Genomic DNA, 13,083 nt, shown 5'->3' with positions numbered 1-13,083 from the left:
TGCTGCTTATTGGAAAAAAATCACTGTATCTCCCAACGAAATGGACTGCACTTTTTCCGGCTGGATGGCTTTGGGGAAGAGCCACCGTCCAAAGAAATGACCGGTACCATTCTGCTTTTCCAGTCCATTCCAGAAACTGGTGACGCAGTCCTCCTTGTCCAGAACCAGTTTGGATCCATCCTCCATTATAAAGGTCACCGTGGACTGGCCAAAGCCTGCATGATCGCTTCCGATCTCCACGCTAAAAGTCATGGGGGTGAGGACGATGCGGTTTACCGGGCACCCTTCCACCTGGGTTCCCGGGGTATAGACCAGCTGATCCGGCGTCTCCAGGTCGATCTCCAGCTCCCAATTTCCTTCCACAGGCTGTGTCTTGGGGTAATAGAAATACAAGTCCTCCAACACCAGATCATTTAGGATCTCCGGCCCCACGCCTCCATAGGCCAGGTCATAATAAAGCTCTCCCTCCCAGTCAAACAAGGTCTGGGTAAGACTTTGGTTGTACTGAGCTTCCTGGCCGGTTCTGCTGCGCAGCGTGGTGAGCACATTCAGATACTCCAGACAGATGTCTTCCGGACACTTGACCTGCACATGGAACGCTCCATCGTCTCCAAAGCCCAGGGCCGAAAGAGAAAATCCCTTTCCGCCTTCCAAAGGAGCCGCTTCCTCCCCCGGTTGGAGCACAGGGTTCTTTTCCCCATCTTTCTGGGTGTTTTCTGCCAGGATGGTTTTCTGGATCTGGGAAGAAATCTCCGTCTGCGGCAAAGAGGCTGTGAATTCCTCCTGGGCGCTGATTTTCTGTAAGGTCAGCTTTGCCAGCTGCTCTTCTCCTGTGGTTTCTCCACTCCAACTCACTTTCACCAAGGCGGTGCGGCTTTCCGGGTCGTAACCCAGACATTTCTGACCCATGGTAGCCATCTCCTGGGAAGGCAATTCCAGATTCCAGTCACCTCCATAGGACCCCAGACTGGTATTCTCCCCAAGACGATCTCCTGTTTTGTCCTGGATTTCCAGATAGATCTGGGTAAAACCATCATCGGATAGGGCGGACACTGCCCGGACAGAGATGCCCTTGTCCTCCGTCTCCACGTCAGAAAACTGCTGGCTTTCCTCCTGCCAGCCGCCCAGGTGCTGGTTCAGAATCTGGCGCAGGCCGGGGGAAAATGCAAAGACCGCCGCCGTGAGAGCACACACTGCCAGGCAGGCCACCGCCAGACGCCGTATCATCCGGCCTTTCCGTTTCTTTTGAGGAGCAAACGCTTTTTCCAGGATCTCTTCCTTTTTTTCTCCCAAGGTCAGCCCGGACAGGGCCTGATCCATATCCTGACGAAAATCCCGCTTATTCTTCATCGTAATACCATCCTTTCAGCTGCTCTTTCAGCTGCCGACGGGCCCGGGACAGACGCACCGTCACCGTGGACAAGGGGACATGGAGAATCTCTGCAATCTCCCTCACCTTCAGCTGCTGATAGTAATAAAGCAAAACGACTTCCCGGTAGGGCCGGGACAGAGCCATCACCGCTCGTGGCAAGGTGTCATCGGTCTCCGGCATGCCAGGGGCCGGCAGCTGTTCCAGCACCTGAGCGGGCAGACGGCGCCAATGCCAGGGCGAGCGCAGATAGCCTTTGCATACATTGATGGCAATGCGGGTCAGCCAGGTGGCCATAGCTGCCTGACCCCGAAATTCGTCCATGTGCTGAAAAGCCCGCAAAAAACTTTCCTGCACCGCATCCTCCGCCAGATTCCGATCCTTCAGATAGAGGGTACACAGCCGCAAAAGCCGGTCCCCTTCTTCCTCCAGCATTTTCTGAAAAAGGACTTTCTTTTCCTCCTGCTCCATCCCGCTTCCTCCTTTCAACCATTGGATTCCTTGTCCTGGCTTTTTGCTTCCTTATGGCAAAAAAAATCCCCAAAGCCAAAAAGACTTTGGGGAAAGGGCGGGTCACCAGGGTTCTTTGGCATCCTCCCGCAAGGGCAGGCGGAAAATCCCTTCCACAGCCCACTGATAATCAGCCGGTTCTGTGGCCTTGCGAAGGGCCTTGCCCAATCCCTGCTCATCTTCAAAGAGGAAAATCATGCACCGCCAAACATCCTTCATGCGGCAAATGGCGTTTTTGGGGCTTTGGAATGCCTGGCAGTACCCTTGGTACAGAGTGTCATGAAACAGCCGCAGCTCTTCCCTCTGAGCCGCTTTGCCCCCTTTGGCCTTGCGGAACACCGCCGGGTCGGCAATGGCCCCTCGTCCCAGCATCAGCCCCCGCAGCATGGGATACTCTTGCTCCATCCGAGCGCAGTCGGCCGCAGTCACCAGATCGCCATTATAGCAAAGAGGCAGACTGGTGTGTTCTGCCGCCCACCGGAAAGCCTGAGGCCGCACCGGTTTTCGGTAAAGATCCTGACGCACCCGGGGATGCAAAATCAGCTCTTCCAAGGGGTATTTTTCAAAAATGGCCAGAATGGGAGGAAATTCCTCCTCCGAAGTCATGCCCAACCGGCTTTTCACCGAAATTTTCACCGGCAGAGCGGCGGAAAAGATTTCTTCCAAAAAGTGATCCAGCTCCTGTGGATGGGCCAGAAACCCCGATCCCTTGCCCTTGGCGGTGACGGTCCCCGAAGGACATCCCAGATTCAGATTGATGTGCTGGTAGCCCAGTTCCCACAGTCTGCGGGCCGCGCCAATGAAATCCCCACTGCGCCGGGTGAGCAGCTGAGGAACCAGAGGCAGACCCTGGTTTTCCTCAGGGGCGATGTCCCGCAGCTCTCTTTTGTTCAGCGTGCCCCCTTCTCCCGGAGAAAGAAAGGGGGTATAGTACCGATCGACGCCGCCAAAAATTTGATGGTGCGTCCGCCGGTACAGAGGGCCGGTGATCCCCTCCAGAGGGGCCAGATCATAGCGCACGGGAAGTTCCTCCTTTGTTCTTCCTTCTTCATTCTCAGGACCAAACTATGGCCTATGGCCGCTTCTTCATCACAAAAGACCGGTTGTCAATGGCCCGCATGGTAGCCAGGATGCCATCCAGATGATCGTATTCGTGTTGGATCAGCTCGGCCATGTCATCGTCCATCTGTTTTTCCTGTTCCACCCAATTTTCGTCCCGGTAGCGCAGCAAACAGTGGCGATGCCGGCGTACCCGGACCAAAAGCCCGGGAAAAGACATACAGTCGTCCATCAGCTCCATGGTTTCCTCACCGATGAAGGAAAGCTGGGGATTGATGATCACATAGGGCCTGTCGGTGAGCATACAAATCACCCGTTTATGCACCCCGATCTGCGGGGCCGCAATGGCCCTTCCGAAACCATAATCCCGGCGAATGCCCCGGATGCAGTCGAACATATCCTCAAACATAGGGCGCAGCTGCTCCAGTTCTTCCTCCCTGACCTCCTGGGAAACCTGGTACAGTCTGGGATCTCCCAGCAGCAAAATCTCTCTTTCCATGTCGGCTTCTCCCCTTCCCTCTGCTTTCTTTTCTCCGGGCCGTGTTTCCCCCGAAGAAAAGGGGTGACTTTGAATCAACTTCAGCTTTTCTGCCTTTTTCAGCTTTTTCACCTGCCGCTCCCGGCGCAAGGCATCGCCTTGACTGGGACAGCTTTCCCAGTAAACCAGCGTCAGTTCTCCCCGGCCCCGGGTGTATTTGGCCCCCCGCCCTTCCCGATGGGCCCGGAGCCGCCGGGGCAGATCGATGGTCACGCCGGTATACAGGCTGCCATCGCCGCAGCGGAGGATGTACAGGCACCAGCTGCCCCTTTCCGGCAGGTCTTTTTCCATCACAGGCGGTTACTCTTGCCGGTGATATGGATCAGGTCCACGGCAACCACCTGCACCATGGGGAACTTTTCGATCTCCTTTTCCCACTCGCTTTCATAACCAGGGGAATACTTCTGGCAGATGGCCAAAAGGGCCCGCTGTGCTTCCTCTCCCTGGGCCAGCCGGGCTTTTCCCTGGGCCACCACCGATTCATAGGCCATGGTCATTTCCTTTTGCAGCACCTGGGTGCGCCCCAGGGCGCACAGGCAAACCTGAGGATTCTTCTGGATGTTGTCCAGCTTCTCTCCCGCCGGAGCGCAATGAAAATACAGAGCATTTCCCAACACCACCGGAGAGACCGGCACGGTGTGAGGCGCTCCCTCTTCATCCACTGTGGTAAACAGTGCATATTCACATTCTGCCAGCAGTTTCCGGGCTTTTTCCTCTTTCATCGCCCGGTTTCCAAGACGCATGGGACGGTTCATAGGGTTTCCTCCTTTATTTGATGGTGATGAACTGGCTGGCTGTGCGCAGCATCATCATTTTCGTACCTTCGGCAAACTTCACTTCCATCAGCACATCGTTTCCCATAGGCGTGCAGGCCTGCACCACGCCATCCCCAAAGGCCTTGTGGGTGATGGCCTGGCCGGGGCGCACAGAGGGCAGATCCTTTTGCGCCTCCTTGGCGCGGCTTCCAAAGGCCGAGGCAAAGCTCTTCTGCACGGTGGGCCGGATGTTGGCAGCCTGACGGCGCTGAGGAGCAGGACGGGCCTTTGCCTTTTTCTCCATATACTCCTCCGGCACTTCCCCGATAAACCGGGAAGGCCGGCAAAACGAAGTCTGACCATAGAGCATCCGCCGCTGAGCGCAAGTGATGTAAAGCTTCCGCTTGGCCCGGGTCATGGCCACATAGCAGATCCGCCGCTCTTCTTCCAGTTCCTCGTCGCTGTCTATGCTCCGATGGGAGGGAAAAATGCCCTCTTCCATACCGCAGAGGAACACCGTATCAAACTCCAGTCCCTTGGCTGAGTGCATGGTCATCAGCGTGACGGCGTCGGCCTGCTCGTCGTACCGGTCAATGTCAGTAAACAGGGCCACTTCTTCCAAAAAGTCCAGCAAAGTGCCCCCTTCATGGGTGCTTTCAAACTCCACAATGTTGGATTTCAGCTCCATCACATTTTCGATCCGGGTCTGGGCTTCGATGTTCTCCTGGCTGCGCAGCATCCGCAGATACCCGCTCTCTTCCAGCAAGGCGTCATACAGTTCGCCCAAAGACAGATCGTGGGCCTTGTCTTGCAGGCCCTTGATCATCCTGGCAAAGGCCTCCAGGCTGTCCTTGGCCCGAGCCAGATCGGGATATTCTCCCGCTCTTTGGATCACGGAAAAATCGTCGATATTTTCCATGGATGCCAGGTCGGCCACATGCTCCAGGGTCTTGGCGCCGATCTTCCGGGGAGGGTTGTTGATAATCCGCCGCAGACGGATGCCGTCCGAAGGATTGGCAATGACCCACAGATAGGCCAGCATATCCTTCACCTCGGCCCGGTCGAAAAACCGCAGGCCGCTGACCATCCGGTAGGGGATGGCATTGCGCTTGAGGGCTCCTTCAATGCTGTTGGACAAAGCATGGTTTCGGTAGAGCACGGTAAAATCAGAAAATTTCTGGCCTTTCCCATAGCCTTTGAGGATTTCGCTGGCAATAAACTGCCCTTCGTCCTCCTGGTTATCCCCGGAGAAATAGACGATCTTATCTCCCTCGCCGTTTTCCGTCCACAGGCGCTTGCCTTTCCGGGCGGTGTTGTGGGAAATCACCTCGTTGGCCGCTTCCAGGATGCTCATGGTGGAACGGTAATTCTGCTCCAGGCGGATCACCCGGGCATTTTCGTACTGCTTTTCAAATTCCAGGATGTTTTCGATGGTGGCCCCCCGGAATTTATAAATGCTCTGGTCATCGTCGCCCACCACGCAGATGTTCCCATAGCCCCCGGCCAGCAGGCTGCACAGCACATATTGGGCGTGGTTTGTGTCTTGATATTCGTCCACCAGCACATAGCGGAACTGGCGCTGGTAGTGCTCCCGCACATCGCTGCACTCCTGGAGCAGATGGACGGTCTCCATGATGATGTCATCAAAATCCATGGCCCCGGCCCGGCGCATCCGGTTTTGGTATTCTTCGTAAATACGGCCCACGGCCTTCTGGTAATAGTCGTCTCCTGCCTGCTGCTGATACTGCCGGGGGGTGATCAGTTTGTCCTTGGCCCGGGAAATCTGACTGATGACCCCCCGCAGATCGAACTTCTTTTCATCATAGCCCAGCTCCCGCAGAGCCTGGCCCATCATTTTCTTTTTGTCGTCTTCATCGTAGATGGTGAAGTTGCCGTAGCCGATCCGCTCCCCATACCGGCGGAGAATGCGCACACAGGCCGAATGGAAGGTATGGGCCCAGATGTCCTCAGCCATGGCACCGCAGGCTTTTTCCAGCCGGTCCTTCAGCTCCCCGGCCGCCTTGTTGGTAAAGGTGATGGCGATGATCTGCCAAGGACGGGGAGGGTCTGCGCTGCACAAATCCACAATATCCTCCGGCGTCGCCTCTTCCGGCTGGGCCAGATAGGAAGCCATGCGCTTTAAGTCCTCTTCGGTGGCTCCCACAGGAGCCATTTCCTCTTCGTAGCCTCTGCCGTATTTCAACAGATTGATCACCCGATTGATGAGCACTGTGGTTTTGCCGCTTCCCGCACCGGCCAGCAGCAACAGCGGCCCTTCGGTGCAGAACACCGCTTCCCGCTGCATAGCGTTCAGCCCGGAAAATTCCTCTTCCAGGATGGATTTGCGCAAAGCACTGTATTTGATATCAAATTCCGTCATTTATCTTTGTTCCCTTTCCCTTTTTCTATCGAAGCACCACATTCTGGGGAGAAAGCAGTCCGCCCAGGTTCTGGATCAGTTCCTCCCTCGGTGTGACCCAAAGCTCCTGTCGGGCCAGGAACCGCTTGCCGGTATCACTGTAAAAGATGACCACCGGCGTCTGACCAAGGCTTTGGCGCAGAAGGGCCTTGGTCTGTTCCAATAGCGGGGCGTTTTCTCCACTGAAGCGGAGATACAGCCGGGGGCCGGAGGGCTCCTTTTCTGCCCCTTCCTTCGTCTCCCGGACCTGAGGCCGTGGAGCGGACCCACGGGAGGCATTTCTCCATCCACTATTTCTGTTTTTATTCTGCCATTCCGCCGCACTCTGGGGGGTGAGGACAGCGCACCGGTCACACACCAGCTTGGGCGCTTCATCTTCCCGGGCGGAAATGCGGCCATACACCACCAGGGCGTTGTCCTCCACAAAAGCCCCGGGCGCGCTGTCCATGGCCTTCTGGAACACCAGCAGCTCCATGCTTCCCGACCGGTCCTCCAGGGTCACATAGGCCATGGTGGTGTTGTTTTTGGTGGTCTTCAGCTTGACCGCCGAAACGATGCCAGCCAAAGTGATGTACATCCCATCCCGCAGATCGCTTTCTGCTCTTCCCATGCCCTCTTCTTCTTCCGGGGCAAAGGCAGCCAGCACCTGGCCGATGGGGGTGGCCCCCACCTGTTTCACCAGCTCTCCCTGCTCGTCCAGAGGATGGCCGGACAGATAGATGCCGGTGGTCTGCTTTTCCATGGCCAGAAGTTCCCGCTTGGGATATTCTGGGATGTCGGGCAGTTCTACTTCCGCCGCTTCTTCTTCCTGGGCCATGCCGAACAGATCGATCTGGCCTTCGATGTTCTTCCGCCGTTCGCTCACCGAAGCGTCCAGCACCTGCTCATAGACCCGCAGCAGCTGGGAGCGGCGGTGGCCGAAGTTGTCAAAAGCGCCGCAGCGGATAAGATTTTCCAAGGCCCGTTTGTTCAGATCGGTCTCCACCATGCGGGAGCAAAAATCGCTGAACGAGCGGAAGGGTCCGCCGCTCTGCCGCTCTTTTTCCAAAGCGGCCACAAAGCTCCGGCCCACATTTTTCACCGCCGCAAGACCAAAACGGATGGTCTTGTCCCGGACGGTGAAGTCCGCCCCCGATTGGTTGATGTCCGGTGTGAGGATGGTGATGCCCATTTCCCGGCATTCCAGAATGTATTCCGATACCTTGGCGCTGTCCCCCAGCACCGAGGTGAGGAGGGCCGCCATATATTCCGTGGGATAATGGTATTTTACATAGGCGGTCTGGTAAGACAAAACGGCATAGGACACCGCATGGGCTTTGTTGAAAGCGTAATTGGCGAAGTCCAGCAGATCGTCAAAGAGCTGGGAAGCCACTTCTTCGGAAACGCCGTTGGCCACGCATCCTACGATGCCTTCTTCCTTGTTGCCGTGGATAAAGTTTTCCCTCTCGCTTTTCAGCACATCCATCTTCTTTTTGCTCATGGCCTTGCGCACCAGGTCGGCCTTTCCCAGAGAATAACCGGCCAGACGGCGGAAGATCTCCATCACCTGTTCCTGGTAAACGGTACAGCCATAAGTCACCTGCAAGATATCCCGCAGGAGGGGATGCTTGTACTGCACTTTTTCCGGATGATGCTTGCAATCGATATAAGTGGGGATGCTGGCCATAGGGCCCGGGCGGTACAGAGCGATGGCCGCGGTGATGTCTTCGATGGAATGGGGCTTCATGGCCACCACGACCCCGCGCATCCCGGCGCTTTCCAGCTGGAACACCCCGGAGGTCTTGCCCTGGGAGAGCATCTCATAGACCCCTTTATCCTCATAGTCGATATTGTGCAGATCCAGCTCCACCCCGCTTTGCTTCACCAGTTCCACGGCATCGTGCAGGATGGTCAGGTTCCGCAGCCCCAGAAAATCCATTTTCAAAAGGCCCAGTTCTTCCAGAGTGGTCATGATGTACTGGGTGACAACGCCCTGGTCGTTTTTGGCCAGAGGCACATAGCGATGCACCGGCTCTTTGGTGATGACCACACCGGCGGCGTGAGTGGAGGCATTACGGGGAGTGCCTTCCAGCTTCCGGGCGGTATCCAGAAGGGTGTGCACCCGCTCGTCGCTTTCGTACAAGCTGCGCAGCTCCCGGGAGACCTTCAAAGCCTTGTCCAGGGTGATTTTCAGTTCCTGGGGCACCAGTTTGGCCACCGCATCCACTTCGGCATAGGTCATATTTAACGCCCGGCCGCAGTCCCGCACCGCCGCCTTGGCCGCCATGGTGCCGAAGGTGATGATCTGAGCCACATGGTCTTCTCCGTATTTTTCCACCACATAGTCGATGACCTCCTGCCGCCGCACGCCGCAGAAGTCCATATCGATATCGGGCATGGACACCCGTTCCGGGTTCAAAAACCGTTCGAAGTACAGGTTATAGCGCATGGGGTCGATGTCGGTGATACCCAGGCAATAGCTGACCATACTGCCTGCGGCGCTACCCCGACCAGGGCCCACCGGAATATCCCGGGACCGGGCAAAGCGGACGAAATCGGCCACAATGAGGAAATAGTCGGTAAAGCCCATGCGGCAGATCATGTCCAGCTCGTATTCCAGACGCTCCCGGTAAGAAGTATCCTTGTCGGGATACAAGCGGGCAAAGCCCTCATCGGCCAGATGACGCAGATACCCCTCGGCGTCATAGCCTTCGGGCACATCAAAGGCCGGCAGGTGCTGCTCTGAAAAATCGAACTCTACTTGGCAGCGCTCTGCTATTTTTACCGTATTAGAAATGGCCCCGGGGAATTTGTCCTCCGGAAAGAGCTGCGCCATCTCCTCTCCGCTTTTCAGGTAGAATTCTTCCCCTTCAAAGCGCATCCGATTGGGCTCATCCACCGTTTTTCCCGTCTGGATGCAAAGGAGCACATCCTGGCTGGAGGCATCCTCCCGCTTGAGATAGTGGGCGTCGTTGGTGGCCACCAATCCCACGCCCAACTCTTTGGCTAGGCGGCACAGGCCCTCGTTGACCTTTTTCTGTTCCGGGATGCCGTGGTCCTGCACCTCGATAAAATAGTTCTCCGGGCCAAACAGATCCCGGTATTGTGTGGCCAGCTCCAGGGCCCCTTCATAGCTGTCCTGGTCCAGCAGCCGGGGCACCTGCCCGGCCAGGCAGGCCGACAGACAGATCAGTCCTTCATGGTATTCTTTCAGCAAATCCCAGTCCACCCGGGGTTTGTTGTAAAACCCCTGGAGGAAACCCTGGCTCACCAGATAGATCAGGTTTTCATATCCCTTCTGGTTTTGGCACAAAAGCACCAGGTGATAGGCTTCCCCGTCCAGTTCGGCTGTTTTGTCAAAGCGGCTGCGAGGCGCCACATAGACCTCGCAGCCGATGATGGGATGGACTCCTTCCGCCTTGCAGGCTTTATAAAAATCAATGCACCCGTACATCACCCCGTGATCGGTGACGGCCAGGGACTGCTGCCCCAGCTCCTTGGCTCTGCGGGGCAGTTCCGCCACAGGGCAGGCACCGTCCAACAGGCTGAACACGCTGTGCACATGCAAATGGACAAAATCAATGGCCATAGTATCTTTATCTCCCAATTTCTTTGCCTTTTCTCAATCTTCCAATTTGGCCGCCAGTTGCTCCAGCTTCCGCAGCCGGTTATTCAGCCCCGGTTTGGAAAGGGGCGGATCAAAATGCTGCAAAAGCTCAGCGAGGGACTCTTCCGGATGCCCTAGGCGCACCCGAGCCGTCTCCCTCAGGCTTTCGGGCAGCTGCTCCAGCTGGCCCGCTTTTTCCAATTTGCCAATGGCATGACACTGGCGGGCGGCGGCTTCCACTGTCTTTCCCAGATTGGCCGTCTCACAGTTGACCTTCCGGTTGATGTTGTTGCGGAAGTCCTTTTCCACCTTCCGCAGCCGGAAATCCATAGCGGCCCCCGGGGCCCCCATGCGGCCGATGATATCTTCAATCACATTGCTGTCTTTGTAGTAAAGCACAAAATTCCCCCGGCGGGAAACAAACCCGCAGCTAAGGCCCATTTCTTCCAACAGCAGCACCGTCTGCCGGGCCACATTGTAATGGGAGGTCACCAGCTCCAGGTGATACCCTCGCCCGGGGGCCGACACATACCCACCGGTGAGAAAAGCCCCCCGAAGGAAGGCGATGCGGCAGCAGTCCTCCTCCACCACCGCCCGGTTGAGATGAAGGGCGGTCCCTTCAAATTCATACCCAAAGGCGGAAAAAACCCGCCGCAAAGAAGGCGGGTCTTCCAAAACCAAGGCGTTGGTCCCATCGGGCCGGGGAGAGATCTCCACACCGGCACACCGGCGGAGAAGCTGCCGTACTCTCCCCCGCACTGCCGCCAGGTCACTGTGTACCCGCAAGCGGCTTTGGGAGAAAACCGCGGCAAAGAGCAGCATCCCATAACACTCCGCCCGAGCGCAGCAGTCCTTGCCCGGCCCCAGGCGACAAAGCTCTTCTTTGATCTGTTGTGTAAAGGACATCTTATTCCTCCTGCCGCAGCATCAATTCGTCATAATAGCGCAGCACTTGCTGCCGGGGCGCCAGCCGGGCGGCGGTCTTCATCACCGCATAGGCCAAGCGCAATGGGTCATGGCGGACAAAGTGAGCGTCCCGGGACAAAATGGATTCCCCTGTCAGCTCCACTCCCATCTGCCGGAATTCCCGCGGGTCGGGCCACAGCTGCCGGGCGCTTTCGCCGGCGTATTTTTCCAGCAGCCTGCGGGCCGCCCGGTCGGTGTTATAGAGGCATACATCGGCTTTGCCGCCGTGGCTCATCAAAGCCTTGAGATGATCCGAGGCACTGTACCCCTCGGTCTCGCCGTCCTGGGTCATGATGTTGAGAATGTAGATTTTCAGCCCCTGAGAGCGGCGAATGGCCTGAGCCACTCCATCCACCAACAGGTTGGGGATAATGCTGGTGTAAAGACTCCCCGGCCCCAGAATAATCAGATCGGCCTCATCAATGGCCTTGATGACTTCCGGTAAGGCCTTGGCCCCTTCCGGCTTAAGCCTCACCTTCTGGATCACCAGATTGTTCTGCTTTTTGGCCTTGGTGATGGCGGTCTCCCCCGTGACGCAGGAGCCGTCTTCAAACTGGGCACACAGGCTCACATTGCTGGTGGTCACCGGCAAGACCTGGCCTGTAACCGCCAGAAAATCATTCATCCGGGCCACGGCGGTACGGAAGGAGCCGCACACCCCATTGAGGGCCAGCAGAAACAGGTTGCCGAAGCTCTGGCCCTTGAGGGAACCTTCGGGAAAACGGTAATTGAGCAGTTCGTTCATGGCATCGCTGGTGTTGGCCAGCGCCAGCAGGCAGTTGCGGATATCCCCCGGCGGGAGCATCCCGTATTCATCCCGCAAAACGCCGCTGCCGCCGCCATCATCGGTGACGGTGACAATGGCGGTAATGTTGTCGGTATATTCTTTCAGCCCCAGGAGCAGCGTGGAAAGGCCGGTACCTCCGCCGATGGCCGCCACCTTGCGTCCCGCCGCCCGGGCGGCCCGCAACAGATCATGGGGCACTTGGTTTTGCAGCATACCACCGGCCTCCTAGTGCTTTTTCACATCCCGATGGCGCACGGTCACATTCCGGGCATGCCTGCCCAGCAACTGGCCCAGATGCCGGGCCACCGACACCGAACGATGCTGACCGCCGGTGCAGCCGATGGAAACCACCAGGCTCATCTTCCCCTCTTCGATATACCGGGGAACGAGAAATTCCAACAGCGAACAGACCCGCTCGCAGAAATCCTCTGCCGCCGGGTCGGAAAACACATAGTCAAACACATCCTGATCCAGGCCGGTCTTGTCTTTCAGTTCCGGCACATAGTAGGGATTCTTCAAAAAGCGCACATCAAACACCATGTCCGACTCCCCGGGCATTCCGTATTTGAAGCCAAAGGAGCCGATGGAAATGACCATATTGCCCCCTTCTTCTCCACCGGCAAACAAACTCACCAGATAGGCCCGGAAATCGGCAGGAAGCAAGGCGCTGGTGTCGATCATAAAATCCGCCCGGCGGCGAATGGGTTCCAGCACCCGCCGCTCCTGATGCAGGGCCTGTTCCAGATCCATGTCCGCCGTCTGCAAAGGATGACGCCGACGGCTTTCCTTGTGCCGGTTGGTCAAAATGGCGTTGCGGGCGTCGAGAAACAGGATCCGGTAGGAAAAATCCGGCCCTCGGGCATCGTCCAGTTCCTGACACAGCTCCTCAAAGCCGTCACCGCTGCGGGCATCCACCACCAGGGCCACCCGGTCGAATTGCTCCCGGCTTTTTTCAAACAACTGAATAAACCGGGGAATGAGGGAAACCGGCATATTGTCAATGCAATAATAGCCGATATCTTCCAGCACATCCACCGCCATGCTCTTGCCTGCACCGGCCATGCCCGATATAATCAAACATTCCATGAAAAGTC

10 protein-coding genes are annotated in these 13,083 nt (G+C 56.9%); all 10 read right to left on the bottom strand.

Translation table 11 applies throughout. The features are described 5' to 3' along the window. Positions 1 to 6: 6 nt before the first annotated feature. Positions 7 to 1,350, bottom strand: coding sequence for a DUF4179 domain-containing protein (locus KQI26_RS10880; RefSeq protein ID WP_216504428.1), 1,344 nt, complete (start codon positions 1,348 to 1,350; stop codon positions 7 to 9). Beyond that, positions 1,340 to 1,840: a sigma-70 family RNA polymerase sigma factor gene (locus KQI26_RS10875; protein WP_216504427.1), complete on the bottom strand. Its 501-nt coding sequence runs from the start codon at positions 1,838 to 1,840 to the stop codon at positions 1,340 to 1,342. The genes KQI26_RS10880 and KQI26_RS10875 overlap by 11 nt, the downstream gene beginning before the upstream one ends. A gap of 102 nt (positions 1,841 to 1,942) precedes the next feature. Next, the gene (locus tag KQI26_RS10870) at positions 1,943 to 2,899 is read right to left on the bottom strand and encodes a tRNA dihydrouridine synthase (RefSeq protein WP_371744129.1); all 957 of its coding nucleotides are present in this window, start codon (positions 2,897 to 2,899) and stop codon (positions 1,943 to 1,945) included. Between the two features lie 52 nt (positions 2,900 to 2,951). Further along, a complete protein-coding gene (locus KQI26_RS15780; RefSeq protein WP_371744135.1) occupies positions 2,952 to 3,767 on the bottom strand; it encodes a peptide deformylase in 816 nt (271 codons plus the stop codon). After that, entirely contained in the window at positions 3,767 to 4,231 is a 465-nt protein-coding gene (locus KQI26_RS10855; RefSeq protein ID WP_216504426.1) for a pyridoxamine 5'-phosphate oxidase family protein, read from the bottom strand. The genes KQI26_RS15780 and KQI26_RS10855 overlap by 1 nt, the downstream gene beginning before the upstream one ends. A gap of 13 nt (positions 4,232 to 4,244) precedes the next feature. After that, positions 4,245 to 6,611, bottom strand: coding sequence for an ATP-dependent helicase (locus tag KQI26_RS10850; protein ID WP_216504425.1), 2,367 nt, complete (start codon positions 6,609 to 6,611; stop codon positions 4,245 to 4,247). Between the two features lie 25 nt (positions 6,612 to 6,636). After that, positions 6,637 to 10,218, bottom strand: a complete 3,582-nt coding sequence (locus tag KQI26_RS10845) for a DNA polymerase III subunit alpha (protein WP_253292801.1) — start codon at positions 10,216 to 10,218, stop codon at positions 6,637 to 6,639. Positions 10,219 to 10,251: 33 nt separating this feature from the next. Beyond that, positions 10,252 to 11,142, bottom strand: coding sequence for a DNA-binding protein WhiA (gene whiA, locus KQI26_RS10840; protein ID WP_216504424.1), 891 nt, complete (start codon positions 11,140 to 11,142; stop codon positions 10,252 to 10,254). A 1-nt stretch (position 11,143) separates the two neighbouring features. Next, positions 11,144 to 12,202: a gluconeogenesis factor YvcK family protein gene (gene yvcK, locus KQI26_RS10835; RefSeq protein ID WP_216504423.1), complete on the bottom strand. Its 1,059-nt coding sequence runs from the start codon at positions 12,200 to 12,202 to the stop codon at positions 11,144 to 11,146. A 12-nt stretch (positions 12,203 to 12,214) separates the two neighbouring features. Beyond that, positions 12,215 to 13,075: an RNase adapter RapZ gene (gene rapZ / locus KQI26_RS10830; protein WP_216504422.1), complete on the bottom strand. Its 861-nt coding sequence runs from the start codon at positions 13,073 to 13,075 to the stop codon at positions 12,215 to 12,217. Positions 13,076 to 13,083 lie beyond the last annotated feature (8 nt).

The organism is Intestinimonas sp. MSJ-38 (genome assembly GCF_018917925.1).
GTDB lineage: Bacteria > Bacillota > Clostridia > Oscillospirales > Butyricicoccaceae > Pseudobutyricicoccus.
Note: the sequence above shows the minus strand (reverse complement) of the source record. Positions and strands in the feature narration are given on the sequence as shown.

Bases quoted from the DNA above. Each gene is read 5' to 3' on its own strand.
- KQI26_RS10880 (WP_216504428.1), bottom strand. From the start codon at position 1,350: ATGAAGAATAAGCGGGATTTTCGTCAGGATATGGATCAGGCCCTGTCC.
- KQI26_RS10875 (WP_216504427.1), bottom strand. From the start codon at position 1,840: ATGGAGCAGGAGGAAAAGAAAGTCCTTTTTCAGAAAATGCTGGAGGAA.
- KQI26_RS15780 (WP_371744135.1), bottom strand. From the start codon at position 3,767: ATGGAAAAAGACCTGCCGGAAAGGGGCAGCTGGTGCCTGTACATCCTC.
- KQI26_RS10855 (WP_216504426.1), bottom strand. From the start codon at position 4,231: ATGAACCGTCCCATGCGTCTTGGAAACCGGGCGATGAAAGAGGAAAAA.
- KQI26_RS10850 (WP_216504425.1), bottom strand. From the start codon at position 6,611: ATGACGGAATTTGATATCAAATACAGTGCTTTGCGCAAATCCATCCTG.
- KQI26_RS10845 (WP_253292801.1), bottom strand. From the start codon at position 10,218: ATGGCCATTGATTTTGTCCATTTGCATGTGCACAGCGTGTTCAGCCTG.
- whiA (WP_216504424.1), bottom strand. From the start codon at position 11,142: ATGTCCTTTACACAACAGATCAAAGAAGAGCTTTGTCGCCTGGGGCCG.
- yvcK (WP_216504423.1), bottom strand. From the start codon at position 12,202: ATGCTGCAAAACCAAGTGCCCCATGATCTGTTGCGGGCCGCCCGGGCG.
- rapZ (WP_216504422.1), bottom strand. From the start codon at position 13,075: ATGGAATGTTTGATTATATCGGGCATGGCCGGTGCAGGCAAGAGCATG.